26 protein-coding genes are annotated in these 26671 nt (G+C 30.9%); 23 read left to right on the forward strand and 3 right to left on the reverse strand.

The window, feature by feature from the left end; genetic code table 11:
- Nucleotides 1-142 precede the first annotated feature (142 nt).
- From ABDZ69_RS05180 to ABDZ69_RS05255, 16 genes are all read left to right on the forward strand, one after another.
- The gene (locus tag ABDZ69_RS05180; protein WP_343767348.1) at nt 143-919 is read left to right on the forward strand and encodes a CPBP family intramembrane glutamic endopeptidase; all 777 of its coding nucleotides are present in this window, start codon (nt 143-145) and stop codon (nt 917-919) included.
- 303 nt (nt 920-1222) lie between these two features.
- The gene (locus tag ABDZ69_RS05185) at nt 1223-1528 is read left to right on the forward strand and encodes a hypothetical protein (protein ID WP_343767350.1); all 306 of its coding nucleotides are present in this window, start codon (nt 1223-1225) and stop codon (nt 1526-1528) included.
- 101 nt (nt 1529-1629) lie between these two features.
- Entirely contained in the window at nt 1630-1995 is a 366-nt protein-coding gene (locus ABDZ69_RS05190) for a Na-translocating system protein MpsC family protein (protein WP_343767352.1), read from the forward strand.
- A 175-nt stretch (nt 1996-2170) separates the two neighbouring features.
- Complete coding sequence (locus ABDZ69_RS05195; protein WP_343767354.1) at nt 2171-3550, forward strand: DUF3360 family protein; 1380 nt, start codon at nt 2171-2173, stop codon at nt 3548-3550.
- Nucleotides 3551-3707: 157 nt separating this feature from the next.
- Entirely contained in the window at nt 3708-4457 is a 750-nt protein-coding gene (gene sigI, locus ABDZ69_RS05200; RefSeq protein WP_343767356.1) for an RNA polymerase sigma-I factor, read from the forward strand.
- Complete coding sequence (locus ABDZ69_RS05205; protein WP_343767358.1) at nt 4417-5406, forward strand: anti-sigma factor domain-containing protein; 990 nt, start codon at nt 4417-4419, stop codon at nt 5404-5406. The genes sigI and ABDZ69_RS05205 overlap by 41 nt, the downstream gene beginning before the upstream one ends.
- Nucleotides 5407-5510: 104 nt before the next feature.
- Nucleotides 5511-6731: a hypothetical protein gene (locus ABDZ69_RS05210; protein WP_343767360.1), complete on the forward strand. Its 1221-nt coding sequence runs from the start codon at nt 5511-5513 to the stop codon at nt 6729-6731.
- A 133-nt stretch (nt 6732-6864) separates the two neighbouring features.
- Nucleotides 6865-8055 (forward strand): PucR family transcriptional regulator, encoded by a 1191-nt coding sequence (locus ABDZ69_RS05215; RefSeq protein ID WP_343767362.1) that lies wholly within the window; start codon nt 6865-6867, stop codon nt 8053-8055.
- Nucleotides 8056-8148: 93 nt separating this feature from the next.
- On the forward strand, nt 8149-9363 hold the full coding sequence (locus tag ABDZ69_RS05220; RefSeq protein WP_343767364.1) for an allantoate amidohydrolase: 1215 nt from the start codon (nt 8149-8151) through the stop codon (nt 9361-9363).
- Nucleotides 9364-10629 carry a dihydroorotase gene (locus tag ABDZ69_RS05225; RefSeq protein ID WP_343767366.1) on the forward strand — a complete coding sequence of 422 codons (1266 nt, stop codon included), beginning with the start codon at nt 9364-9366 and terminating at the stop codon, nt 10627-10629.
- Between the two features lie 26 nt (nt 10630-10655).
- Nucleotides 10656-10877, forward strand: a complete 222-nt coding sequence (locus ABDZ69_RS05230) for a hypothetical protein (protein ID WP_343767368.1) — start codon at nt 10656-10658, stop codon at nt 10875-10877.
- Nucleotides 10877-12331 (forward strand): sodium/pantothenate symporter, encoded by a 1455-nt coding sequence (locus tag ABDZ69_RS05235; protein ID WP_343767370.1) that lies wholly within the window; start codon nt 10877-10879, stop codon nt 12329-12331. Before ABDZ69_RS05230 ends, ABDZ69_RS05235 begins: the two co-directional genes overlap by 1 nt.
- A 21-nt stretch (nt 12332-12352) precedes the next feature.
- Nucleotides 12353-13069 (forward strand): dihydroorotate dehydrogenase electron transfer subunit, encoded by a 717-nt coding sequence (locus tag ABDZ69_RS05240; RefSeq protein ID WP_425544625.1) that lies wholly within the window; start codon nt 12353-12355, stop codon nt 13067-13069.
- A complete protein-coding gene (locus ABDZ69_RS05245) occupies nt 13070-13975 on the forward strand; it encodes a dihydroorotate dehydrogenase (protein WP_343767375.1) in 906 nt (301 codons plus the stop codon).
- Nucleotides 13972-15384 carry an aspartate ammonia-lyase gene (locus ABDZ69_RS05250; protein WP_343767377.1) on the forward strand — a complete coding sequence of 471 codons (1413 nt, stop codon included), beginning with the start codon at nt 13972-13974 and terminating at the stop codon, nt 15382-15384. Before ABDZ69_RS05245 ends, ABDZ69_RS05250 begins: the two co-directional genes overlap by 4 nt.
- Before the next feature lie 21 nt (nt 15385-15405).
- The gene (locus tag ABDZ69_RS05255; RefSeq protein ID WP_343767380.1) at nt 15406-16581 is read left to right on the forward strand and encodes an NAD(P)-dependent malic enzyme; all 1176 of its coding nucleotides are present in this window, start codon (nt 15406-15408) and stop codon (nt 16579-16581) included.
- Between the two features lie 76 nt (nt 16582-16657).
- On the opposite strand, the gene ABDZ69_RS05260 is transcribed toward ABDZ69_RS05255, so the two are convergent.
- Nucleotides 16658-17572 carry a DMT family transporter gene (locus tag ABDZ69_RS05260; protein WP_343767381.1) on the reverse strand — a complete coding sequence of 305 codons (915 nt, stop codon included), beginning with the start codon at nt 17570-17572 and terminating at the stop codon, nt 16658-16660.
- 277 nt (nt 17573-17849) lie between these two features.
- Between ABDZ69_RS05260 and ABDZ69_RS05265 the strand changes: the two genes are divergently transcribed.
- Nucleotides 17850-18533 carry a phosphoribosylaminoimidazolesuccinocarboxamide synthase gene (locus ABDZ69_RS05265; protein WP_343767383.1) on the forward strand — a complete coding sequence of 228 codons (684 nt, stop codon included), beginning with the start codon at nt 17850-17852 and terminating at the stop codon, nt 18531-18533.
- Nucleotides 18534-18589: 56 nt separating this feature from the next.
- Here ABDZ69_RS05265 and ABDZ69_RS05270 read toward each other — a convergent pair whose 3' ends face one another.
- Complete coding sequence (locus ABDZ69_RS05270) at nt 18590-19990, reverse strand: M20/M25/M40 family metallo-hydrolase (protein WP_343767385.1); 1401 nt, start codon at nt 19988-19990, stop codon at nt 18590-18592.
- A 152-nt stretch (nt 19991-20142) separates the two neighbouring features.
- Nucleotides 20143-20547, reverse strand: a complete 405-nt coding sequence (locus ABDZ69_RS05275; RefSeq protein WP_343767387.1) for a DUF2871 domain-containing protein — start codon at nt 20545-20547, stop codon at nt 20143-20145.
- Between the two features lie 318 nt (nt 20548-20865).
- On the opposite strand from ABDZ69_RS05275, the gene ABDZ69_RS05280 reads away from it, so the two are divergent.
- The 6 genes from ABDZ69_RS05280 to ABDZ69_RS05305 all read left to right on the forward strand — a co-directional run bounded on the left by ABDZ69_RS05280 (nt 20866) and on the right by ABDZ69_RS05305 (nt 26660).
- Entirely contained in the window at nt 20866-21570 is a 705-nt protein-coding gene (locus ABDZ69_RS05280; RefSeq protein WP_343767389.1) for a response regulator transcription factor, read from the forward strand.
- Entirely contained in the window at nt 21567-23009 is a 1443-nt protein-coding gene (locus ABDZ69_RS05285; RefSeq protein ID WP_343767391.1) for a sensor histidine kinase, read from the forward strand. Before ABDZ69_RS05280 ends, ABDZ69_RS05285 begins: the two co-directional genes overlap by 4 nt.
- A gap of 9 nt (nt 23010-23018) precedes the next feature.
- Nucleotides 23019-24125: a LolA family protein gene (locus ABDZ69_RS05290; protein ID WP_343767393.1), complete on the forward strand. Its 1107-nt coding sequence runs from the start codon at nt 23019-23021 to the stop codon at nt 24123-24125.
- Nucleotides 24126-24279: 154 nt separating this feature from the next.
- Entirely contained in the window at nt 24280-24975 is a 696-nt protein-coding gene (locus tag ABDZ69_RS05295) for a FadR/GntR family transcriptional regulator (protein WP_343767395.1), read from the forward strand.
- Between the two features lie 12 nt (nt 24976-24987).
- Nucleotides 24988-26349: an acyclic terpene utilization AtuA family protein gene (locus ABDZ69_RS05300; RefSeq protein WP_343767398.1), complete on the forward strand. Its 1362-nt coding sequence runs from the start codon at nt 24988-24990 to the stop codon at nt 26347-26349.
- 2 nt (nt 26350-26351) lie between these two features.
- Nucleotides 26352-26660: a DUF4387 domain-containing protein gene (locus ABDZ69_RS05305; RefSeq protein ID WP_343767400.1), complete on the forward strand. Its 309-nt coding sequence runs from the start codon at nt 26352-26354 to the stop codon at nt 26658-26660.
- Nucleotides 26661-26671 lie beyond the last annotated feature (11 nt).

The following is a 26671-nucleotide window of genomic DNA, read 5'->3' on the forward strand; positions in this document are numbered from 1 at the left end:
GCATAAATTATATTACGCAAAAGTAGAAGGTACTATTCATTATTATATGTAATATTGTGGTATAATTAGATTTAATAATATATTAATGGGAAATAGAGGAATTAAATAAAAAGTAAATTTAAAGTAAATTAGGAGTTGTATAATGGAGAAAAAATTTAAAAGCTTTATAAATAAAGATAAGATGTTTGAAATTAGATTTGATGAAAATATACAAACCTATACTAATAAAGATGGATATATTGCCATAGGACTATATTTATACAATATAATTTTAATAACAATAACAACGATATTTAGCCTTCAAAAGCAGTTGTTTTTCTACTTTTCACCATACTTTAAAAGCATAGAGTTAGTTAGACTTGTAGCGTATCTTCCCATTCCACTACTTCAATTAATACCATTATTTATACTGTTAAAATACAAAAAACAATCAGTAAGAAGTGTCGGGCTAAAGCCTGAGAAGATTTTTAAGCAAATAATAATAGGAGTGTTATTTTCTATTCCTTTTATGCTAATAATCATGTTTTTTAGTAGATTACATGGAAGAAGACTAGTTTATAATAATCATTTAATTTGGATTTTTATAAGACAATTTATAGCAGTAGCATTAGTAGAAGAGGTGATATTTCGCGGATATATTCAAACAAGAATTCAGGGGCTTATAAAGGGAAAGTGGAAAAGCATAATCATTGTAGCCTTGATGTTTTCCTTTGCACACATATCTTCTAGAATGATTAGAGATAATATAGGATTTTTTAAATATATATCTTCGAATATTGCCTATTTAAAAAACCTATGCATATTTCATGTATATTTCGTTTATCTATACACTAGGAATAACAATGTAATTTCATCTACAGTATTTCATGGATTGAATAATTTTATTATTTATAGCTATGCTTATGCTCCCTTAATCTAGTTTAGATTTTTAGACATAAAAAGGAGGGGAAAAAATGAAGGTTTTGAAAAAATATCGGTACTGTTATGTATTTTTGCAATAGGGTGTGCTGCATTAAAACCTGAAGTAACAGTTGAATTTTCTAAAGAATATAGAGATCAAACAGACTCAGTAAATTGTCTTTTAAACTTTCAAGAGGAATTTAACATTATAGGAAATGGAGCAGGGTTAAAGTTTAAAGGTGAAGATAAAGTTATAGATATTTCTTATGAATTATTCAAAGACGACAAATTATTTAAAGCTGAGAATATTATTGATTTAACTATGAAAAAAGATTTTGATGGCAGAGTAGCTGTACTAGTTTTGTATAATCCTAATAAAGAGCAAGAAGAAATTAAGTTGTTTGTTGACGTGACAGGTAGATATGCTGGGGGAGGAGCTAGGTATATAAATTTACCCAATTTTTTATATGGTGGACAAAAAGGTGGATATGATGAAAGTGAAAAAAAGGAGATATCCTTTAATGAAGAAATTACAATATATAATTTAGTTTCTCAAAAGAGGGATGGAGATGAAATAAAAGGACCTATGTGGAAACTTAATGTAAAGCTAAAAATAAGGGATAAATAATTGAAAAGGTCAATGAATCTTCCTTATTGCCAAGCTTATTTATATATGATATTATAAAATGACTTTAAAAACTTCCATGCGTAAAACAAGGAGGATTTAATATGACAAAAGGACAATTAGAATCAAAGATAAGTGAGGCTGTAAGCAAGTTTGAAATTGAATTTATGGGACGAGGTCCTAAGGAAATAAAGACAATAATATATGGAGATATGATAATAGTAAGACTTAAAGGATTTTTAAGTCAATCAGAAAAGAAGCTTGCAGAAAACACTCAAGGGGTAAAGCTTATAAAAGAAGTAAGAACGGCTTTATTTGAAAATGAAAGAGGATATTTTGATAACCTTGTAAAAGAAATTGCTAATGTGAATGTGGTAAGTGCCCATTCTGATGTAAGTACAAGAACTGGAGAAAAGATAATCATTCTTACGGTGGATGAGGACTTGGAATCCAGATTTAATAATAAGTAATAACTTGGAAGACTAAATAAAGGGTTAAAAAACCAGTTGTGAAGTAGGCCAATATTTATTAGCTTGTTGCTAGTAAGTATTGGCTTTTTTGTTGTATAGCAAATTATAAAGCTATAAATTGATGACTAAATTGGGAACTCTATATAATATTAGGTAAAATGAAGGGGGAAAATATTTGAATAAGAGAAAAAACAGAAATGATATATTAACAGAGGAATTAATCAGCTATAATCCTAAAAAAAATGGATGTAACATTCCAACAAAAGATTATACTGTAAGAATAGAAGATATTATTCCAGCCTTATCTGGAACTATAGGTAAAATTGCACTAGTAGCGGCTTTTGCTATAGCTTGGGCAAAAGGCTTTGGCATTTCTAACGAAGCCTTCGTTACGGAAAATGTAAGGTTGGAGCTAATAGTTGGAAGTATTATCACTATAATATTTTCCGCTATATTAAATCCATATGCTGCACCACCTGGAACCTTAGCACCACTAATTCCACTAATACCCCTTATGTCTTCTCTAGGTGTTCATCCACTTGTACTGGGAATTTTAATCGGAGTTTTAGGACTTTTCATAGCAAGGTTTAAGTTTTTTGATAAAATAATGGAGCTAAATGGAGTTGCGGCTAGAGGAGGAATTATATTGCTCTTTGGTATCATGGGCATAATGAGTTCTGTTGATAGTTTAAGTAAATGGACATCTGCAAAGAATAATTCAATATTCATTGTATTAATTATGCTAGGAGTTATTGCTTATCTAGCGTTAAATAAAATGAATTTGAAATGGCTTATGATTCCCGTAGCAGCAGCTATTGGTATACTTATTCCTGCATTTTATGGAATTTATCCAGAGGTAAAGGCAGTACCTGCTTTCCCTATACTTAATCCAAAGGTATGGTGGTTTGACATATGGGGATTGGGCTTTGGGTTTACAGTTATTAATTTTATAAAGGCATTTCCATTTGCATTACTTGCTGTAGTTATGTGGCCTACAGATGGCATAGCAATTAAAACTATTCAAGAGAGCAATTATGGGCCAAAAGCAGAAAAATCTATATTTCACATGAATTCTACCTTTGCTTTGGCCTCTATAAGAAATATAATAGGGTGCTTTTTAGGTGGTTCTCAAACTGCTGCAGTGTGGCGTAGTTTTATGATACCCCTTAGTATAGTAAGAAGGCCAATTGGAGGAAGTGCCTTTCTTCTTGGAATTTCTGGCATAATCTTTAGCCTATTAGGTTTTCCAATAGATATTGCAATATTTCCTCCTTTAATATGGCTTGTACTGCTATTTGGCGTATATATTCCATTAGTAGAAATAGGATTAAATACATTAAAGACATCAGCACAAAAACAAATAGCTGCCATAAGTCTTTTAACAGGGCTAGCAATAAATCCTGTTATAGGATGGGTAGCAGCTATAGTAATTGAAAATTTCAATATAATTAAAGAGGATGACATGAAAACAGAGTTATCCTCCAAAAATATTAAAATAACAGTAGTTGTAGCTATTATTGCAACATTGACCTATTTAATTTCAATTAACATATAGAAAAAAATTACCACATCGAAGTTCGGTGTGGTTTATTTGTCTTTGTAGCAATATGAAAAATATGGTAATATATAGTTGTGTTTAGTGTGAATAATTAACAAAATAAGATACTTAAAAAATCGTAAAATATCGTAATATATGAAGAGGAGGTGTAGGGGTGACCAAGCTTCTCAATATTTTTAAGAAAAAAAAGACCCTAGAGGAACGAGTTAAGGATATACAAAAAGGGGATGAAAGGGACAAAAATAATTTAATTGAAGAGTATATTCCTTTTATAAAAAAAGTAGTGAGCAATCAATTGGGACAATATATAGAAATAGAAAATAATGACGGTTTTAGCATAGGGTTAATGGCATTTAATGAGGCTATAGAAAAATACGATGAAAAAAGAGGTAACTTTTTAACCTTTGCTTCTGTGGTGATAAAAAGTAGATTAATTGATCAATTTAGAAGTGGAGCTAAAAGGCCAAGTGAGGTTTATATCAGCGAGTTAGAATGTGAAAATACTATGGCTACAGAAAGCTTTGAAAAAAGAGTTGAAACTAGGCTTGATATTGCTACCCTGGTTGAAAATATGAAAGAATACGGTGTTTCTTTAGAGGACTTGATAAAGGAAGCGCCAAAACATAAGGATACTAGAATTATAGCGATTAACATTGGGAAATACATATTTGAAAATAATTATCTAAAAGAAAAGTTTTTGAAAACTAAAAATTTACCAACAATTGATATAATGAAGGAATTGTGTGTATCTAAAAAAGTGATTCAAAGGAGTAGAAAGTTTATTATAGCTATAATATTGATATTAAACAGCGATTTAGACACATTAAAGGAGTATATTTCCTATAGTGAAAGGAGGGAGCTAAATGATTTACAGGGGCAGTATAATAGAGATTTGTCACGATAGTATAATTGTCATCACCGAAGATTGTACTTTTGAAAAGATAAAAAAGAGTGCGGGATTAAAAGAAGGTATGGAAGTATATTTTGAAGAAGGGGATATTATTAAAAAACCAAGTTTTGTTAATAAAAATATTCCAGCGGTAGCAGCTGCTATATTTGTATTTATAGTGGCCTCTTTATATACTGTAGGGTTTTGGAATAGAAATTATAGGGCAGTAGCGCTACTATCTATAGATATAAATCCAAGCGTAGAAATAGAAGTTAACAAAAGCTATCATGTTATTAAAGCAACACCACTTAATGAAGATGCTTCAAAACTTCCCCTTAAAAATTTGAAGAATTACTCGCTAGTGGAGGCTCTAGAGGAGCTTGTTGAAATGGCTGGTGCAGGAGGATATCTTAAGGAAAGGGAAACAAACTATGTATTGGTAACCTCAGTAGAATTAAAAGATCATAAAAAAGAGGATAAGGTCTTAGAAGAAATACTCATAGAAGGAAAGAAAAAAATAGAAACTTTATATATTGAGAAGGGACAAAAAATTGAAGTTGTCACTATGGAATCTGATAAAGAAACATTAAGCAAAGCAAAGGAAGAACATATCTCAGTAGGTAAGATGGAAGTTTATGAAAAAACTAAGGAGAACTATAGAAATAAGGATAAAAATAAGGATGAAGATGAAGATAGAGAAAAAGATGAAGATAAGGATAAGAAAGAAATAAAGGAATTAAAAGATAAAAAGGTAAAAGAGATTATAAAGGAAATTGAGAAAAATAAAGACCAAAAGGTTAACAACGGTAAAGTAGATAAAAAGGAAAAACCTACAAAAGAAGACAAGGAAGATAGTAAGGATAAAGAAAAGAATTCTAATAAAGAAAATAAATACAAAGAAAAGGATAAAGAAAAAGACAAAAATAAAAATAAGAATAAGGATAAGAAGCCAAAGAAGCCCTAATTTTAGGGCTTTTTTTAATAGTAAATATAAATTTCCCATAAGGGTTCCCTAAAAATTTAGAATAGTCGTAATAATATAATATAAATAACAGGAGGTATGGTAAAATGAAAAAATTGATAAGCAAATTAACTATCTTATGTTTAGCATTTATACTAGGGAGCTCTACTGTAAGTGCTTCTACCCCACCAGGATTGGATAAAAAGGGAGGATTGCCCCCAGGAATACAAAAACGATTTATTCAACAAGAAAAAAACACAAAGGAATATTACACAGTTGTGAAGGACATATATGCAGAGCAAAGAAGAATAGTTATTGAGGACGGAACAGCAATTCTTAATTTGCTTGTAGCTGACAAAGCTAAAATAGAGATAAATAAGAAATCGGCAAAGTTTGAGGATATTAGGAAAAATGACGAAGTTTACTTTAAGCTAGATAAAAACAATACCATTACTGAGCTTAAGATTACTAGAGAAAAAGAAACCCTATATACTGTGGAAGGAACGTTGTTACTTGTTAATAAGGAGCAAAATCAATTATATATTTATGAAAACAATAAATTAGTTACCTATCAATTAAAATCTGATGTTGTTGTAAGAATTAATGGGGAAAGAAGAAAGCTTAGTGATTTAACTCCAGGAATGAAATTAAAACTTACCATAGAAGGAAATAAGGTAAAGTTAATTGAAGGAATTAAGGATGTTGAAACAAAAGTAAAAGGAACTATAATAGGAATTGACTATAATCGCTTAGAATTTGTACTTCAAGAAGGTACAAAGGTAACTTTATATAAGGCTAAAAGTAGCACACCTATAAAAATAGATGGTAAAATAAAAACCTTTAATGACCTAGTAGTTGGAATGGAAATAGAGGCATATACAATAGAGCAAAATATAGTGAGTCTAGAAGGCAAAGCTTTAGCCACAGAGATTCAAAAGGGTATTGTTCAATATATTAACGTAGATAGAAAAGAAATAATTTTAACACAAGGTAGTAAGGAAACTTTATTTAAAATAAATAACAATGTTACTGTTAAGATTAATGGTGTTTTAAAGACATTAAGAGATATTACAGTCAATATGGAAGCTCAATTAACTGTTCAAAGTGGAGAGGTTATTGAAATAAATATTAACCCATCAGTAACATCAGTTGAAGGAAGAATTATTGCAAAGGATGTAAGCAGTAAACCTTCAATAACAATTCAAATAGGAAATGAAATTAAAGTATTTACAGTTAGAAATGATGTAAATATTGTTGCGGTTCAAGTCGGTAAAGAGGCTATCATTAATATAAAAGACAACCAAGTTATATCTATCGTAATTAAATAAATAAAAACCAGGTAAGGAAATGGGGCCCTTACCTGGTTTTTATTTGTTTTAAAAAAGTTTATCAAAAAATATCTGATATTGGTGATATTATATAAATAACAGATAATTTATATTGGATAGAGGAGGAATTAATATGGCTTCAGTAAAGGATATTTTAAAAATACCTAAGTTCAGAAACTCAAAAGTAGTAGCAGGACATAAAGGATTGGATAAAAACATAAGGTATGTAACTGTTATGGAGGTTCCAAATATAGTTAAGTGGCTTAAAGGAGACGATCTTTTAATTACTAGCTTATACTCCATAAAAGATGATATAGAAAAACAATGCAACCTTATAAGAGAATTATCAAAATCGTCCTGTTCATGTGTGGCTATAAAAGTAGGAGAGTATGTAGACAAAATTCCAGAGGAGTTAAAACGCATTGCAGATGAATGTGAACTACCACTAATAGAAATACCATATGATCTGATATATATAGATATTATAATGAGTGTTATGAATTTAATATTTGAAGAAAGAGACTCTGACTCCATAGCCCAAAAGTATATAAAAGATATAATATTTGATATTTATGAAGATGAAAAAATCATGATGGAAAAAGGTAAATTATTAGGTATAGATGTGAATAGAGACTGGTTTTTAGCAATAACATTAAGTTTTAATGAGGATGAAGAAATAGATGAAAATCAAGTGGGTTCTTTAAAAAGGGTAGCTAAAGGAATTTCAAAATATGCTACGAATAATAATGAATTTGAATTAAATCCATATATTAGTACAGATAAAAGTGTATCAATAATTTTTCAATCACAATCAAAGGACAGTATTGAAAAAATGTTACCATACATAGAAAAAGAATGTTTAATACAAGTGGACAAGTATTTAAAGAATAAAAAAGTATTTATAGGTATTGGAACTATAGAAACTAATATAAATGGAATAAAAAATTCTTATTTTAATTCCGTAAAAGCTATAGAATCAGGGCAAATATTTAAGGAAGAAAACAAAATATTTTATTATAAGGACATGGAGATGTTTTGTATTTTAAATGAGGTCATTGGTGAGTCTAGGGAAAGTTTAAACAATATAGTATTAAAAAATGTAAATGATAAAGAACTATTAAATACTCTAATAAAATACTATGAATGTAATGCTAACTTAGATGAAACTGCAGCTAAGTTATTTGTACATAAAAACACTGTTAAGTATAGACTACAAAAGATAAAAGAGATAACAGGATTGGATGTAAAGGTTCATGAAGATAGCTTTAAGTTATATTTAGCCGTGATCGCAAATAAAATGTTGTTAAATTCAACAAAAAAATGAGTGAATATTTAATCAATAGGACATTGGAAAGTATTTTTTTGATTGTTAAAATATAGATAATACAAACTTAAAAAAAGAAAAGAGGTGATAAAAGTGACTTCGAAAAGAAAAGACATAAAGTATTTGGAATACGTATTCAATAAGTTTTATGAAATTGGATCTACTAATTCTGGGGGAGTAACTAGATTAGGGTATTCTAAAGAAGAAGATGAAATGCATAATATTTTTAAGTGTTTTGGACAAGAGGAAAATTTTGAAATCTATGTAGATGAAGTTGGAAATACCTATGTTGCTAATGATATTACATGCAAAGAGCATTATTTAATTGGCTCTCACTTAGATTCTGTAGTTAATGGTGGAAGATATGATGGGGTTGCAGGAATAATAGCGGGGCTTATGATTTTAAAATGGGCAAAGGAAGACAAGGTAAAAATTCCTATAAGAGTAGTTGCGTTCAGATGCGAAGAATCTAGTAACTTTGGATTATGCACCATAGGAAGTGGACTTATTACAAAGAAAATAGACAAAAAAGATATTGAAAATTTAGTAGCTAAAAATGGAGAAGAATTAAAAGAAGTTTTTAAAGAAAAAGGATATAATCTAAGTCCTAAAAAAATATCTAATGTAAAGCAATATTTAGAACTTCATATTGAACAGGGCAAAGTACTTGAAGAATTTGATGTGAAAGTAGGTATAGTGTCAGATATAGCAGGACCAAGAAGATTTAATATATACATACAAGGAGAAGCAGAACACTCAGGTGCAACACCTATGAATATGAGATTTGATGCTTTATGTGCAGCTTCTGAATTTATATTAGAACTAGAGAAAATAGGTCAGCACGAAGGGGATAAAAAGTCTGTTGCTACAGTTGGGGTTGTGAATAATTTACCAAATGTTATAAATGTTATACCAGGGGAAGTTAAGTTGGGAGTGGATATAAGGGGAATAGATACAAATAGCTTAGATACTATGGAAAAAAGAATGAAAGAAGTAATAGAATATATATCTAAAACAAGAAGTGTAAAGATATTTATCGAAAAAACTAGCCAGTTACCCCCAGTAAAAATGAGTTTACATATGCAAAAAAAATTATCGGAATGTTCTGAAAAGTTAAAAATATCGCATAAAGTAATGCCTAGTGGGGCAGGGCATGATGCTATGGCTTTTCCAGAAATATGTGATACAGCCTTAGTGTTTATACCATGTTATAAAGGAATAAGTCATAATAAAAATGAGTTTGCATCATTAGATAGCATTTTTGATGGTGCTAGAGTTATGTATGAATATCTGAAAGGAGAAGTATAAATGATACTGATCAAAGATGGTAGGTTATTAGATCCAAAAAGTAAAAGAGATGAAATTTTAGATATAGTTATAAAAGAGAATAAAATTTATAAAATAGGTAAATTTCAAGTCAGTGATGAGTATGAAACTATTATAGATGCAAATGGAAAAATAGTAGCACCAGGATTGATTGATATACATGTACACTTCAGAGATCCAGGATTTACCTACAAAGAAGATATACAAACAGGTTCACACTCAGCTGCAAGAGGGGGATTTACTACAGTTGTTTGTATGGCAAATACTAATCCCATAGTGGATAACGAAGAAACTCTTAGTTATATAAATGAAGAAGCTAAAAAAGCTAATATAAATGTATTACAAGTGGCAGCGATAACAAAAGGGTTTAAGGGAAAAGAATTAGTAGATATGGAGTACTTGAAATCAATAGGCGCTGTTGGATTTAGTGATGATGGAATTCCAATAATGGATAGCAAATTAGTTATGGAAGCCATGGTTAAAGCTAAAGAACTTGATGTACCAGTAAGTTTCCATGAAGAAGATCCTTCTTTAATAGGTAGTTTTGGGGTAAACCAAGGAAAAATATCAGATGAACTTGGTGTAGCTGGAGCACCTAATGTGGCCGAAGATGTTATGGTAGCTAGAGATTGTATGCTGGCTATTAAAACAGGAGCAAAGGTTAATATACAACATATAAGTTCTGGAAATTCTGTCGACATGGTAAGACTTGCGAAATCTTTGGGGGCTAACGTGGTAGCGGAAGCATCACCACACCACTTCTCCTTAACTGAAGAAGCAGTATTAAAATACAAGGCTTATGCTAAAATGAACCCTCCTCTTAGAACTGAAGATGACAAATATAAAATAATTGAGGGATTAAAGGATGATACTATTGAGATAATAGCAACGGACCATGCACCTCATAGTAGTGAAGAAAAGGATAAGAATTTAATGCAAGCTCCTAGTGGAATAATTGGGCTTGAGACATCTTTGGCTTTAGGTATAACAAACTTAGTTAGAAAAGGTCATCTTACTACTATGAAGCTATTAGAAAAAATGACTATAAACCCGTCTAACCTATACAATCTAGATGTAGGCTTTATAGAAGAAGGGAGAAAAGCAGATTTAGTAATCTTCGACGAAGGGGAAAAATGGGTTGTTTCGGAATTCTCTTCAAAATCCTCAAACTCTCCTTTTAAAGGACAAGGCCTCTATGGGAAAGTTAAATACACTATATGCAATGGGAATATAGTGTATAAAGATTAAAACAATAAATTTAAGGGGGAAAAAATATGAATAACAAATTAATATTAACCATATTTGCAGTTTTATTGGGCGCAGCAATAATTCCATTTGGTTTCACATCAGTACAAGGACCATATATATTTGGATGGTTACCTTTTACATTATTATATTGGTGGATATTGATGTTTTTGAATCTTATTTTTATATTTTGGGTATGTAATGCATTTGTAAAAAACGCTGAGAAAAATAAAGAGGGGGAAATAAAATAATGAATACAGGATTATTAAGTTTTCTTATAATAATTGGATATTTGGCATTAATGCTTGGAATATCAATATATGATTCAAGAAAAACTAAAACTGATAATGCAGAAGGATTTTTCCTTGCGAATAGAGGAGTAAACTCAGTACTGCTACCACTTACTATGATAGCTGCTATGCAAAGTACCTTTGCATTTCTAGGAGCTCCAGGAATGTATTATACTCATGGTATTTCATACATGGTACTAGTTTTGAGTCAGGTATGGGTTGCCTTAATGGTAATTTATTTTGGAAATAAAATATCTAAATTAGGTAGAAAATATGGATATTTATCAATAGGTGATTTTTTTCAAGATAGGTATGAAAGCGATTACTTAAAAGTATTGTCATCTTGTATATCAGTGCTTATGACTATTGTATTTTTAGCTATGCAATATGTTGGAAACTCAAGAGCTATATCTGTTATAAGCGGTGGTATTGTGTCTTATAAAACCGCTATATTAATTTCGGCGTTATTCTCATTACTTTACGTTATAATTGGGGGAGCAGGTGGATTAATTTTAATAGATGCTATACAAGCCGTAATACTTTTAACAGGTATAGTACTAGCAGCTGCAGTTGCTATAATTCCTAGTGGTGGAATAGTAAATTTATTTAAAACAGCCATAGAAACTACTCCAGAATTATTATCTAGACCTGGGCCCAAAGGACTATACAACGCAAAGTATTGGGTAATGCAATTTATAGTATTACCATTTGGTATATGGTTATGTCCGCATGTTTGGATGAAATCTCTAATGGCGAAGGATGAAAAAGCTTTATCAAGATCAGCTTTAAGTATACCAGTATCTCAAGTGCTAATATATGGATTCTCTACATTGTTTATTGGAATTGCAGGACATCGATTACTAGGAAAAGTTGATGCAGCAGATAATGTATTACCATTATTGATGAATAATTACGCCAATTGGTTCTTGGCAGCTCTTATAATGGCAGCGGCAGTAGCGGCTGGAATGTCTACTATAAATTCAATGATACTTGTTTCATCGCAAATAGTATCTCAAGATTTAATACTTATGAAGAGAAAGGTAACAGACAAGCAAAATCTAATACTATCAAGAACTATAATATTAACAATAGTTATCATAGGAGCAATAATAGCTTTAAGACCGCCTAAAACCTTAGTTCAAGTTGTACAAGACGTTGCTTACACTGGTCTTGCTCAAATGGCACCAGCTTTTGTTTTAGGATTGTACTGGAAAGATGCAAGAAAAGAAGGGGCAATAGTTGGTATGACAGCAGGAACAGTGATACTTTTTGCTACAAGAATATTAAAAGTATCCCCATTAGGATATCCAGGATTCATATGGGCATTCATCATTAATATAATTTGTATGGTTGGAATTTCTATGGCACTTAAATCAAAAGATAACACTAGGGCAATAGAAAGATTCTTTGTTTAACATAAAAAACTATATTTTAAAGTGACGGAGGGGAATAGCTTGTCAAAAATAATTTATAATAAACAATTATCAAAAGACTTTTATATTATGAAGGTGGATGGAAAGTTTGATTGCGAAATAGGGCAATTTTGCATGCTAAGAGCGTGGGATAAGTACCCAACACTATCAAGGCCAATAAGTATATATGATGCAGATAAGGAAGGAATAACTTTTTTATATAAAGTAGTAGGTGAGGGAACTGAAATTTTTTCAAACCTTGAAAAGGGAGACGAAATAAAGGTAGATGGTCCCTATGGAAATGGCTTCCCTAAGGTTCATGGAAAAGTAGCTCTTGTTGGAGGAGGAGTGGGAATAGCTCCGTTTTACTTAACTTCTAAAGTGCTAAAAAAAATAGATAAAGATACTACAGTAGACATATTCCTTGGTTTTAGTGACGAAGCTTTATTAGAAGAAGAATTTAAAAAGGTAGCGGACAAGGTTGTTATTAATGTAGGGGGATATATAACTGATAATATAAATCCAGAGGACTATGATTATATATTTACTTGTGGTCCAGAGATAATGATGAAGGTTTTGTACAACAAGGTTAAAGGTTCAAAAGCTAAATTATATGTATCTATGGAAAATAGAATGGCCTGCGGAGTTGGAGTTTGCTTAGTCTGTACTTGTAAAACTAAAAATGGAAATAGGAGAGCTTGTAAAGAAGGCCCAGTATTTTTAGGAGAAGAGGTGTTTTAAATGAGTAAACTAGGTGTAGAATTCGCTGGAGTGAAATTTAAAAATCCTGTAGTATTAGCTTCTGGAACTTGTGGATTTGGTAGAGAATATAGTGAGATGTTTTCAATAGAAAAACTAGGGGGATTGTCTTCGAAAGGTCTTACATTAAATCCAAGGGGAGGGAATGATGGAATAAGAATATGGGAAACTTCTAGTGGAATAATGAACAGTGTGGGCCTTGAAAATCCAGGAGTAAAAGCTTTTATAGAAAGAGATTTACATTGGGTAAATAGCTTAGAACTTGTAAACATAGTTAATTTAGGTGGACATTCTATGGAGGATTATTTACAAGGAGTAGAACTATTAAACAAGGAAAAAATAGATTTATTAGAGTTAAATATATCCTGTCCTAATGTAAAGCAAGGTGGAATGAACTTTGGTGTTAAAACAGAGTTTGCTAGAGAAGTTGTAAGAGAAATAAGAAAGGTTTGTAAACATAAATTAGTAGTGAAGCTATCTCCAAATGCTGAAGATATAGTAGGAATAGCTAAAGCTTGCGAGGAAGAAGGGGCAGATGGAGTATCACTTGTAAATACTTTCTTAGGACTTGCTATAGATATAAATAAGAAAAAACCAGTATTTAATAATGGTTATGCTGGGCTTTCAGGTCCTGCTATAAAGCCTATAGCTCTTAGAATGGTAAATCAAGTAGCTAAAGAATTATCTATACCTATTATGGGACTGGGAGGAATAACCACATGGCAAGATGCTATAGAATTTATAATGGCAGGCGCTACTGTTGTTCAAGTAGGTACCGCATCCTTTATGAAACCTGATATTTCATTAGATATAATAGAGGGTATGGAAAAATATATGATAGATAACAATATTGAAAGTTTAGATGAAATAAGAGGTGTTATAAAATGAATTATAGATTAGAAAGTGATTCAATTGGAGAAAAACAGGTGGCAAAGGATGCTTATTATGGGGTGCAATCCTTAAGAGCAGCAGAAAACTTTAAAATAACAGGACTTACAATCCACAAAGAATTTATAAAAAGTCTTGCAGAAATAAAAAAAGCAACAGCTATAACCAATAATGAAGTTGAGCTTTTAGATAAAAATATTGAACAGGCAATTATAAAGGCTTGCGATGAAATAATAGAGGGCAAACTCCATGGTGAATTTATAGTTGATCCTATACAAGGTGGAGCTGGTACCTCTATGAACATGAATGCCAACGAAGTCATTGCTAACAGGGCTATAGAAATTCTAGGTGGAGAAAAGGGGGACTATGGCATAGTGCATCCTAATGATCATGTAAATTATGGACAATCTACAAATGATGTTATTCCAACAGCAGGTAAAATGACTTCATTAAGACTTCTTACAAAGGCTATAGGAGAGTTAACAAAACTTTATGAAGCATTAGAAGAAAAGTCCAAGGAATTTGATAATGTTATAAAAATGGGAAGAACTCAAATGCAAGATGCAGTTCCTATTAGATTAGGGCAAGAGTTTAAAGCATATAGTGCAGTAATAAAGAGAGATATTTTAAGACTTAAAAAGGTAACAGAGGAACTAAAAGTTGTAAATATGGGTGGCACTGCCATAGGGACAGGTATAAATGCTGATAAAGAATACCTAGATAAGATAGTCCCTAATCTTTCAGATGTATCAGGATTAGAATTAAAACAAGCATCAGATTTAATAGATGCTACACAAAATTTAGATGGTTTTGTAGCAGTATCTTCAGTAATTAAGACCTGTGCAGTTAACTTATCAAAAATAGCAAATGATCTAAGACTTATGTCATCAGGACCAAGAACAGGATTTGGGGAAATAAATTTACCAGAAAAGCAAAATGGTTCTTCTATAATGCCAGGAAAGATTAATCCTGTAATACCAGAAGTAATCAACCAAGTAGCTTTTAATATTATAGGAAATGATATAACCATAACTATGGCAGCAGAAGCTGGGCAGTTAGAGTTAAATGCCTTTGAACCTGTTATATTTTACAATTTATTTCAGTCTATGGAGACACTAGCTAATGGAGTAAGCACCTTTGTGGAAAATTGCGTTTTAGGAATAACTGCTAATGAAGAAAGATGTAAGCATTTAGTAGATAATAGTGTTGGAATTATTACAGCAATTTGTCCTCATGTAGGATATAAAAAGGCTGCTAAAGTTGCTAAAACTGCTATAAAAACTGGAGAGTCAGTGAAGGAACTTATATTAAAAGATGGAGTTTTACAAGAAAAAGAACTTGATGAGATATTAAATACAGTATCAATGACAGAACCAGGGATATCAGCAAAGCATTTACTTCATAAATAATGAAAAGGCGAGGGGAAAATTATGAACTACTTTGAAGAAGCGTTAAAAGTCCATAAGGAAAAAAAGGGGAAAATCGAAGTTGTAAGCAAAGTGAATATTGAAAATAGAGATGATTTAAGCGTTGCTTATAGCCCAGGAGTAGCAGAGCCTTGTAAAGAAATTTACAAGAATAAAGAAGAGGTTTATAATTATACAGCTAAGGGAAACCTAGTTGCAGTTATAAGCGATGGCACAGCGGTTTTAGGTCTCGGCAATATAGGGCCAGAAGCAGCAATTCCTGTAATGGAAGGAAAGGCAGTATTATTAAAGAAATTTGGTAATGTAGATGCTATCCCAATATGCTTAGATACTAAAGACACTGAGGAAATAATTAAAACAGTTAAATATTTAGCACCTAATTTTGGTGGAATAAATTTAGAAGATATAAATTCACCAAAATGTTTTGAAATAGAAAGAAGATTGGAAGAAGAGTTAGATATACCTGTTTTCCATGATGACCAGCATGGAACAGCAATAGTTGTAACAGCAGCATTAATTAATGCTTTGAAAATAGTAAATAAGTCTATTGAAAGTATAAAGGTAGTTTTAAATGGACCTGGAGCAGCAGGAACTGCCATAATTAAAATGCTTTTACACTTAGGTGTTAAAAATATAATAGCTTGTGATGAATATGGAATTTTATATAAAGACAGAGGAGTAGGTATTGTAGACCACAAAAAAGAATTATGTGAAATAACTAATAAAGAAAACTTGGTTGGAGATTTAAGCGAAGCAGTTAAAAATGCTGATGTGTTTATTGGGGTTTCTATTGGAAATGCTTTAACTAAAAACATGGCAAAAACTATGAATAAGGATTCTATAGTTTTCGCTATGGCTAACCCTATTCCGGAAATAATGTACGAGGATGCCATAGAAGCTGGAGTTAAAGTAATGGGAACAGGAAGATCTGATTATCCTAACCAAATAAATAACGTGTTAGCTTTTCCAGGAATATTTAGAGGTGCTTTAGATGTTAGAGCAAGAAATATTAATTATGATATGAAGCTTGCAGCAGCCTATGCCATAGCAGAGCTAGTAAGTGAAGAAGAATTAAAACCTGAGTATATAATACCTAATGTTTTTGACAATAGAGTAGCATCGAAGGTAGCTTCTGCGGTAGCAAAAGTTGCCATAGATACTGGAGTTGGAAAAAAATAGAATAAAGATATTAATAATCTAAAAACCAGGTAAGGAAATGGGGCCCTTACCTGGTTTTTATTTGTTTTAATGTATTCTAATCTTCTGTTTTTTTATTTAAGAAGTTTGTCCCAATTATACCGAGAAGAATCATTATTGCTCCAATAATATGAAAGTACTCTAACTTTTCGTTTAGAAATATTACACCAGCTACCATAGTTATTAATGTGGAAAGATTGCTAAAAACACTCATCTTAGAGGCCTCTATTTTAGATAGTGCATAGTTTGATAATAGTGATGTAATAAGTGAAGATAATACACCAAGATAAATTATTGAAATCACAAATAATGGACTTGTGAAGGGTTTAAAGTAATACTTAACAGTGCCTTTCAAGCTATGATTAATAAGAGACATGAGATTAAAAGCTAAAAATCCTATAGCAGTCATTATATAAGTTAAGTCTATGAGAGCATATTTCTTTGTCATTTTTCTTGCTAATACATTATAGCTAGCAAAGGAAAGAGAAGACAAAAAAATAAATAATATTCCAATGAAAGTATTGTTTTTAAAGCTTATACCTTTCATGAAAAAAATATATATAACTCCTATTACAGATAAAAATAGTGATGCTTTTTGCAATCCACTGGAACGTTCCTTCAGAAAAAACGTTGCAAGTATCATTGTAAAAATAGGAGTTGTTGCTTGAATAATTCCAGCTTCAGAAGAGGACACATAAACTAGTCCCAAAATTTGAAAAGCAAAAAACATAGCGGGATAAAAGAGTGCTAACGGTAAAATATTAGCTATATCTTTTTTGGATATATCTAGCCTTATCCATTTAAATAAAACAGGAATGGAAGCAAAAACAAAGGAGATTGTAAAGCGATGAGCAAGTGTATCAAGGGGTGTGGCTACAGTAAGAGTTAGTTTTATGAATAAAAATGAGAACCCTATTATGAAGGCATACAATATAGCAGCAAAGTAGGGTTTGCTTTTATCAGAAATCTCCATTTACATATTCCTCCTAAAGATAATGTTTTAAACTTATCATTTATTATATATACTTATATGTTAATATACTGGAAGAGATTATACAATACAAATAAATATTATGAATTTTAACTATTTTATGAAATTCATAGAACAATAAAATCCGTACAATAAATATAGATTATTGAAAAATATTTGATTTAATACGAATATTTATATTGATTTATATAAAAATGTTGGTGTATAATATACATATAAAATATTCCGCCAAAATTTTATATGATAGGGAGTGGATTTCATGAAACTTATTTATACTGGTAAAACAAAAAATGTATATGCTTTGGAGGATGGAAATTATCTACTTAAATTTAAAGATGATGTGACAGGAGAGAATGGTGTTTTTGACCCAGGTGCAAATACCGTTGGATTAACAATTGAAGGAGCAGGTAGAGCAGGACTTAGATTGACAAAGTTATTCTTTGAAATATTAAAAGAAAAAGGAATACCTACTCATTATGTAGATGCAAATATCGAAGAGGCAACAATGACAGTAAAACCTGCTACATTGTTTGGAAATGGATTAGAAGTAATATGTCGTCATAGAGCCGTAGGAAGTTTCATGCGCCGTTATGGAATGTATGCAAAAGAAGGACAAGAATTAGATGCTTTTGTAGAAGTTACTTTAAAAGATGATGGACGTGAAGATCCACCAATTAATGAAGATGCTTTAGATATGTTAGGAATATTAAACTTAGATGAATATAAAATATTAAAAGAGCTTACTAAGAAAATAAGCTATGTAGTAAAAGAAGAATTAGCTAAAAAAGATATAGAACTCTACGACATTAAATTCGAATTTGGTAGAGTTGGAGAAGATAAACATATTGCGTTGATAGACGAAATTTCTGGCGGAAACATGAGAGCTTATAAAAATGGTGAGTATATAGAGCCATTAAAATTAGAGAAATTAATGTTAGAATAATAATTTGATTTTTGAGAAAGCTCTATGCACAGTTTTGCATAGAGCTTTTATTAAATTTATTGTGTAACTCCAAAGTCATAATGCTTATTAGTGTTTATTTTAACAGGGGTATTTTTAAGATTTGGAGTTTGTACTCTTAATGCATCGTATAAAGCTGAGCCAACAATTTCTCCAGCCTGCTGCAATCTATCTAAGCTGAGATTTGTATTAATTGTATCATCAGGTGTATGGTACCAAGGTTCTAGCTTGCCATTTTCATCTCCCCAGATGAAACATGCTGCGGGAATACCTAAGTCGCCAAAAGGAGCGTGATCGGATGAGCTTCCTGGGCTTATGCTTAAAATGTTATTTCCTAGTCTTGCACCAGCGGCAACTGCATAATCAGTTACTAAGTTAGGTTCTCCAGTAACTGTGTCTGCATACAATATGTTGCAAGCTTCATAACTAGTAGCGATCATATCCATGTTAAAGTTAGCAAAACTTCTAGAAAGTTCATCTTCAGATAATTTGCTAACATAATATCTTGAGCCTAATAAGCCAATTTCTTCTGCTCCGCAAGCTATAAATCTAACTTCTTTATCAATTGGGTATGCTTTTAATATTCTAGCAAATTCAAGAAGCATAGCTGTACCAGAGGCATTATCATTTGCTCCAGGAGCATAAGGAACGCTGTCGTAGTGAGCTGTTACATAAATAATCTTATCAGTAGCCTTATTCTTATTTTTGGGCTCTCTTTTGGCAATAACATTCCATGATTTTGTGTAAAGAGGTGCTTTTATTGTAGCTTGTATTTCTTTATCAGCTACTTCGTTAGCTAATAAATCACCATCAGCTTTTGAGATTGCTAATACAGGAATTGGGCTAACATATGTGCCTAATGTAGGATTTAATATTCCATCTACATTATTGTAAAGAATAACGCCAACTGCTCCAGCAGCAACTGCATTAATGGCCTTGTCAGAAAAGGATATTGCTCCTCTTTGTATTAATGCTATATTACCTTTAACTTCTTCAGGAAAGTTAGAGGAATCTAAGCCTAATCCACAGTTTATAATATTAGCTGTAACCCCATTTTCACCAGTATTTCCTGAGCCAGTTGCAGCATTGGATTTCAATTCTTTATTATTTAAAGAATCTATTGTTAATTTTGGTATTACATTTTTAATATCAAATTCTTGAATTTCAGCATCATATCCATACCTATTTAGTTCCCTTTTTACATATTCAGCAGCTTGCCTTTCTTCCTTTGTACCTGCTATTCTAGGACCTATTCCTTCGCTTAGATTCTCAATGTGTTTAAGTGCTCTTTCAGCATCAATTCTAGCTAGAACTTTTTTGTCAAAAGCCGTTGAAGAATTTTCATTAGGTGCGGCAAAGGTAACAGTAGAAGAGAACACCATTAAAGCTAGTACCAACACCAGAAATCTTAGTCTTTTGAATTTCATTATTCTTTTCATAAATAAACCTCCTATTAATAATAGTCATAGTATTAAATTTATTATGATATAAGTAAATTTATGACATAAACTAATATTATGCTATTATTTTGTAAATTAAGAAGGTATAGGAGATATAAAGGTATAAATAAAAAACATGTAGTCAGCAATGGCTACATGTTTTTTTCTAAAGCTTTTCTAAGTATAATCATAAACCATATTAAGGATGCTCCTAATACAGCATGTCCTAATCCCGCTATATGATTAAGTCCTTTAAAGTTTAATCCTTGTACTTGTAAAATCCCTCTCCATAAAAAAGTAATACCTGTAAATAGCAGCCCAAGGTTATAAGTTATATACCATTTGTTAAAGCCTTTAATTTGAGATAAATTTAAATTAAAGGATGCTAAAGTTAATATAAGAAAAAATAAAAAACCTAAAATCAAGAAATGGGGATGAAGTGCTTTTAAGGTTGTAACTCCATTAAAGTTATTAAATTTTGTGAACTCCCTATAAAAAACACCTCCAATTAAGCCTAATATTAAGTAGAAAAATGAAGTTTGATAAAGTTTTTTCATAATTACCTCCAAATGATATAATTAATAAATTATATTAGTTAATATTTATTATTAATTATATCATTAAATTTCCATTTGTTCAATAAATATATTACTTGCTTCCATTTATTATTTGGATAGTAAATAAATATATTATATAATTTGATTGTTATACAATTAAACTATATAACTAATAAATCACATCAGCTTTTGAAATTGCTAATACAGGAATTGGGCTAACAATAGAGACTATTACTCTGTAAATATAAAGAAATTATAAAGTTTTATAAAAGCACTCTAGATATGATTTATAATTAGAAGCGTAGGAGGGACCTTTCTATGAATGAGAAGATATTAATTGTTGAGGATGATGAAGAAATTGCTTTATGTATAAAAGAGTATATTGAGAAGAATGGTTATTTAGCCATATGGTCATCTACAGGGAAAGAGGGGAATGAAGAATTTAAAAGAGATGAATTTCAACTTTTAATAATAGATATTATGATGCCTGAAATGGATGGATTAACCCTTTGTAAGAATGTAAGACTCACAAGTGATGTGCCTATAATCATTCTTAGCGCAAAGAGTGAAGATTATGATAAGGTTAGGGGGTTAAATTTAGGAGCTGATGATTATATTACAAAGCCCTTTAGTTTGATTGAACTTCATGCAAGAATAGAGTCTAATTTAAGAAGGTATAGGAAGTATATGGGGATAACTGAAAATACTAATCTTTTAACATACGAAAATGGACTTGCTATAAATGAAAGAGATAAATATGTAGAAATTAATGACAGGAATGTTCACTTAACTTCTAAGGAGTTTGAATTACTTATATTGATGGCTCAAAATCCAAAGAAAGCTTTTAGTAAAAAAGAACTCTATGAAATTATATGGGGAGAAGAAGACGTAGATGGAAATAATACGGTAACTGTCCATATAAAACAAATTAGAGAAAAGTTAAAGGATGACCTGAAAAAGCCAAAGTTCATTGAAACAGTATGGGGTACTGGATATAGGTTTGTAGGAGATAGGATGATATGAAGATAAAAAAATGGCTTACTCTATCTTATATAACAGTAATGCTTATTCCTATAGTAACTAGTCTCATGCTTTTCTTTTGGATGCAACATTACAACAAGCAAAGAGAAATGGATGATTATGTAAGTAGCATAAAAAAGTTTGAAAAATACGATAAACTATTAAGTGATAAAGAGTTGTTTAATAATTATCCTTTTAAGAAGATTGATTTGATTGAAGAAGAGGATAGAAATAGTACTAAGATAGAGATATATGATAAAAATGGAGTTAGATTATATGCATCTATTAATGATAATGCATCCTACATCTACCCAATTTCTAGAGAACAGCTTTATTCAAAGCTTTATGAAATAAATCATGGGTTTAGAGTAGATACCTTAAAAAAACCTGTTTTTCACGAAGGAGATTTAATTGGATTTTATCAAATAACCATAGTAAGAAGCAAATTAATTCAAGGAATAAACAAAGGTACTATTATAGCTATGAGCATATTTATTACTGTGTTTATTGTAGTGCTAATGATTATAATTAAATTAATGGACAGAAAGTTTAATAAACCCCTTTTATTGTTAATAGATTCTATAAAGGATTTTGCAAAAGGAGAAGAAACTTCTATAAATTATAAATCAAAGGATGAAATTGGGGAACTTATAAATCATTTTAATAATATGAAGATGGCAATTAAAGAAAAAGACTATGAAATAGAAAAAGAGCAAAAGTCAAAGGAATATATGACAGCGGCAATTTCACACGATTTAAAAACACCTTTAACCTCCATAAGAGCTTATGCAGAATTAATTAGTTCTCAAAGGGAAGAGGATAATGAAAGATATGTTTTAGGAATATTGAATAAATGTGACTACATGAGCAATATGCTAGAAGATTTGCTAATGTATACAATACTTTCTTCAAGCTATACTATGAATTTCGTAGATGTAGATGGAGAAGAGTTCTTTCAAATGCTTCTTTCTGGTTATGAGGAAATTTGTGAAAAAAGCAATATCAATTATAAGACAGAGATAAAGGTTAAGGGAAACTACGGGGTTGATGTTAAGCAATTGATAAGGGTAATTGATAATCTTATGAGCAATGCTATTACACATACAGAAGAAGGACAGTCAATTTACATGGGGGCTTTTTCTGAGGAATTCTCCCTTCCACATTGGATAAGTGGAGAGGAAGAAAACAGGCTTAAAGAACTTAGAAAAAACAATGTAGTATTATTAGTTAAAAATCAAGGAGAAGAAATACCAAAGGAAGATATGGAGAGAATCATGGAGCCTTTTTATAAGGTGGATAATTCAAGAAATAAAAAGATTGGAACTGGTCTTGGATTAAGTATAGTAAAGTTAATTATGGACAAGCATAATGGAAAAATCGTCATTTCATCAAGTAAGGAAAGAGGTACATTAATTGCTTGTTTTATTAAGAAAGGAAAGTGAAAAGTTATTATGATTAAAAGAAAAATTGTTTCTATAATTATGGGAGGAATACTAAGCGTTATTGCATTTTCAGGGTGTGGAACAGAAAAGAGTATTTTACCAGAGACAATAGTAGCTCACGCTATGGAATCAGAAGACAATGTTAAATCCTATTATGGAGAGTCAAGAATTCGTATATATGATAAAGATAATAAGGTTGTTGAAGATAATATTATGAAGGAATGGCAGGACCTTACCCAAGGGAAGATAAAGGTTAGAATGGAGTCTTATTCTAATAAGAATGAGCTTGAAACTGTATCTACAAACGATGGAAATAATGTTGTATCCTATATGATTAAAGATAAAAAAGCCTTCACTATGAAAAGTTTAAATGAGTCAGATATACCAATAAGAACCCAAAGAGAACAAACTAAAATATTTTTAGAAAGTATAAGAAAAAGCCATGATATAAGCACTGTAGGAGAAGAAAAGATAAATGGTATTGACACCTATCATATAAAAGCAGTACCGAAAGAAAAGAATAGTATACTTTCAGAACAGGACATGTGGATAGATAAAAAGAATTGGTTTGTAATTAAGAGTATTTCTCATGCTGCAGACTCAAGAATAGAATACGAATATACAAAAATTGATTTTTCACCTAAAATCCAGGAGGAAATATTTACTCAAAAAATTCCAGAAGGTGTAAAAATAGAAAATCTTAATAATGCTGGTCCTAAGACAAAAACTATGACTTTAAAAGAAGTAAAAGATTATTTGGGAAAGCCTTTCGCATACTTTTTAGAATCATCTTCTTATAAAATTAAAAGTATTCAGCTTCTACAATATGGAAGTAAAGTAGTTGATGATGAAATAATTATGGAGTATCAAAAGGATAATAAATCTTATTTTAAAATGAGCCTTAGGAAAGGAAACGAAGTTGATTCAAAATCTAGTAAAATTCCAGGTAAAGAAGAGATTACTATAAGAGGACAAAGGGGAACTATTCTTAAAGATGTCATTTCCATTATTGCTTGGTCAGAAGGAGATGTAAGATATAGCATAATTCCTCATGAAAATGTTGAAAAAGTAGAGGATTTTATAAAAGAATTAGATAAGATGGTATTGTTTAAATAATATAGGTTTCAAGAGAATCTCGAATTGGGATTCTCTTATTTCTTACAGCCATTTACCATAAAATGGTTGAATAGTAAATAAATATATTATATAATATAATTGTTAAACAATTAAACTATATAACTAATAAAATTAGAGTTTTAGAGGTGAAATTATGCAGTTTAAAGCTATAAAACCTGTGAAATTATATGATCAGGTAGCTCAAGATATAATTGCCATGATAGAAAAGGGAGAGCTCAAACCTGGTGATAAATTACCTACAGAAATGGTTTTAGCTAGTAAGCTAGGTATAAGTAGAGGAATGTTAAGGGAAGCTTTAACTATTCTACAATATAAAGGCTATATAAGTAGAAAACCCAAGGATGGTACATATATAAGAGAGCTTTCAGAAATTAATTCTATAAATGATTCTCTAATCAATTCATTTAAGAAAGCTTCTTACAGAGAGTTATTAGAAATGAGAGAAGCCCTTGAACAAAAAATTGTGGAATTAGCTATAAAAAATTCAAGTGACGAAGAAATTCAACAGCTGTTAGATAGTTTGAATACTAGTGATGAAAAAGAATCACTGCTAGACTATGATTTTCATTTAAGGCTTGCAGAGCTTTCAAAAAATATACTTTTGATTAATTTTATTGATATCTATTATGACCTTATCCGTGAATTGGGAGAGAACAGCTCTAAAAATAAAAATAGGAAAATAAAAGTGTTAGAAGAGCACAAAAGAATAGTACTTGCCATTCTGTTGAGAAATGAGGAAATGGCAAAAGAAGAAATTTTAAATCACTTAAATATGGTTAGGAAATCTATAGATTCAATTACTATGAATAAAAATATTGATTTAAAGTAGGAGTGGGTTTATTTGGAGAAGGAGATTAAAATACTTTCACCCTGTGGAATGCTTGGATATGGATTCCCTAAAGAATCCTTTATGAGAGGAATTTTAGAGAAGCCAAATGCTATTGTTGTGGATGCTGGTTCTACAGATGCGGGGCCCCATAAACTTGGAGAAGGTGTGGCTATAGTAAGCAGAAGAGCGGCAAAAAAAGATATAGAATTAATAATAACAGAAGGACTAAAAAATAAAATACCTGTAATAATAGGATCTGCTGGAGGCGCTGGAGCTAAGCCTCATGTGGAATGGACCCTAAATATTATTGACGAAATATTAGAAGAAAGAAATTTAAAGGTGAAAATAGCAGTTATATGGGCAGATTTTTCTCATGAAGAAGTAGGAAAGGCTTTAAAAGAAGGAAAGGTTATACCTTTAGGAAAAGGAGTTCCTCCTCTTATTGAAGATATACTTTATGAAACCAATAGTATAGTAGCTCAAATGGGACATGAACCCATAGTAGAAGCTCTTAGAAATGAAAGCCAAATCATTGTATGTGGACGAGCATATGATCCATCTCCCTTTGCAGCAGTGGGAATATATAATGGCATGGACATAGGATTATCCTATCATCTAGGAAAAATCTTAGAATGTGGTGCACTATGTGCAGAGCCAGGAACCACAAAGGATTGTATTATGGGAATACTTACTGAAAGTTCCTTTAAAGTAAAATCCCTAAATTCCATAAGAAAATGTAGTGAAATTAGTGTTGCAGCTCATACTTTTTATGAAAAGGACCATCCATACATCCTTCATGGGCCAGGATTTATTTTAGACTTGAGTAAGTGTAGTTTTGTAGAGATAGAACCTGGAGTAATTGAAGTTAAGAACAGTAAATTAATAAAGAATAGCGATTATTTTATAAAGCTAGAAGGAGCAAGAAAGGTAAGTTATAGAACCTTTGTTATAGCTGGAGTTAGAGATCCTTTATTACTTCAGAATATAGAAGAGGTAGAAAGCCTTGTATCAAATCAAGTATATGAATACTATAAAGAAATTCCTAGAGAAAAGTATAAAATTAATTTTTATAATTATGGTAAAAACGGAGTTTTAGGAGAGAAAGAAAAAGAAGCTTTTACAGGACACGAAATAGGGGTATTGTTTGAAGTTATAGCAGAAACTCAGGAACTGGCTAATAGTCTATGTTCTACGGTAAGATCAACTTTTCTTCATTATGGATACGAAGGAAGAAAATCTACCGCTGGTAATTTAGCTTTTCCCTTTGCTCCAAGCGATGTGGAATTTGGCCCAGTTTATGAATTTTCTATATATCATCTCATGAAGGTGGAGGATGGATTAAAACCCTTTAAAATAGAGTACTTATGGAGGTAGCTATGGCATATTTATTTGAATTATCAAAGGTTTTAAGAAGTAAAAATTCAGGTCCTTTTGAAATTACTTTGGATGTTTTATTTGATAGTGAAGAAAACTATTATAAAGTGAAAAATTCAGGAAAGATAAATGAAAACACTATTTGTAGTTTGTATAATATTACACCTGAGAAGATATGTAGCATAGTATTTTTCGATCCAGCCTTAGGATTTAAAATTACAATTTTAAGGGAAGTGTCTTCGGGAACTAGTGGCGATAGAGATGTATACGGTGCACAGCAACATGCTCCTTTAATAAATTTAGAGATATAGGGGGAGTTATA

This window comes from Clostridium malenominatum (genome assembly GCF_039521365.1).
GTDB classification, from domain to species: Bacteria; Bacillota; Clostridia; order Clostridiales; family Clostridiaceae; genus Clostridium_AW; species Clostridium_AW malenominatum.

What these genes read in the sequence shown, in the direction of transcription:
- ABDZ69_RS05215 (WP_343767362.1), top strand. Translation starts at nt 6,865, where the DNA reads ATGGCTTCAGTAAAGGATATTTTAAAAATACCTAAGTTCAGAAACTCA.
- ABDZ69_RS05260 (WP_343767381.1), bottom strand. Translation starts at nt 17,572, where the DNA reads ATGGAGATTTCTGATAAAAGCAAACCCTACTTTGCTGCTATATTGTAT.
- ABDZ69_RS05185 (WP_343767350.1), top strand. Translation starts at nt 1,223, where the DNA reads ATGAAAAAAGATTTTGATGGCAGAGTAGCTGTACTAGTTTTGTATAAT.
- ABDZ69_RS05235 (WP_343767370.1), top strand. Translation starts at nt 10,877, where the DNA reads ATGAATACAGGATTATTAAGTTTTCTTATAATAATTGGATATTTGGCA.
- ABDZ69_RS05280 (WP_343767389.1), top strand. Translation starts at nt 20,866, where the DNA reads ATGAATGAGAAGATATTAATTGTTGAGGATGATGAAGAAATTGCTTTA.
- ABDZ69_RS05180 (WP_343767348.1), top strand. Translation starts at nt 143, where the DNA reads ATGGAGAAAAAATTTAAAAGCTTTATAAATAAAGATAAGATGTTTGAA.
- ABDZ69_RS05250 (WP_343767377.1), top strand. Translation starts at nt 13,972, where the DNA reads ATGAATTATAGATTAGAAAGTGATTCAATTGGAGAAAAACAGGTGGCA.
- ABDZ69_RS05295 (WP_343767395.1), top strand. Translation starts at nt 24,280, where the DNA reads ATGCAGTTTAAAGCTATAAAACCTGTGAAATTATATGATCAGGTAGCT.
- ABDZ69_RS05245 (WP_343767375.1), top strand. Translation starts at nt 13,070, where the DNA reads ATGAGTAAACTAGGTGTAGAATTCGCTGGAGTGAAATTTAAAAATCCT.
- ABDZ69_RS05275 (WP_343767387.1), bottom strand. Translation starts at nt 20,547, where the DNA reads ATGAAAAAACTTTATCAAACTTCATTTTTCTACTTAATATTAGGCTTA.
- ABDZ69_RS05210 (WP_343767360.1), top strand. Translation starts at nt 5,511, where the DNA reads ATGAAAAAATTGATAAGCAAATTAACTATCTTATGTTTAGCATTTATA.
- ABDZ69_RS05225 (WP_343767366.1), top strand. Translation starts at nt 9,364, where the DNA reads ATGATACTGATCAAAGATGGTAGGTTATTAGATCCAAAAAGTAAAAGA.
- ABDZ69_RS05190 (WP_343767352.1), top strand. Translation starts at nt 1,630, where the DNA reads ATGACAAAAGGACAATTAGAATCAAAGATAAGTGAGGCTGTAAGCAAG.
- ABDZ69_RS05290 (WP_343767393.1), top strand. Translation starts at nt 23,019, where the DNA reads ATGATTAAAAGAAAAATTGTTTCTATAATTATGGGAGGAATACTAAGC.
- ABDZ69_RS05255 (WP_343767380.1), top strand. Translation starts at nt 15,406, where the DNA reads ATGAACTACTTTGAAGAAGCGTTAAAAGTCCATAAGGAAAAAAAGGGG.
- ABDZ69_RS05205 (WP_343767358.1), top strand. Translation starts at nt 4,417, where the DNA reads ATGATTTACAGGGGCAGTATAATAGAGATTTGTCACGATAGTATAATT.
- ABDZ69_RS05285 (WP_343767391.1), top strand. Translation starts at nt 21,567, where the DNA reads ATGAAGATAAAAAAATGGCTTACTCTATCTTATATAACAGTAATGCTT.
- ABDZ69_RS05270 (WP_343767385.1), bottom strand. Translation starts at nt 19,990, where the DNA reads ATGAAAAGAATAATGAAATTCAAAAGACTAAGATTTCTGGTGTTGGTA.
- ABDZ69_RS05265 (WP_343767383.1), top strand. Translation starts at nt 17,850, where the DNA reads ATGAAACTTATTTATACTGGTAAAACAAAAAATGTATATGCTTTGGAG.
- ABDZ69_RS05305 (WP_343767400.1), top strand. Translation starts at nt 26,352, where the DNA reads ATGGCATATTTATTTGAATTATCAAAGGTTTTAAGAAGTAAAAATTCA.
- ABDZ69_RS05230 (WP_343767368.1), top strand. Translation starts at nt 10,656, where the DNA reads ATGAATAACAAATTAATATTAACCATATTTGCAGTTTTATTGGGCGCA.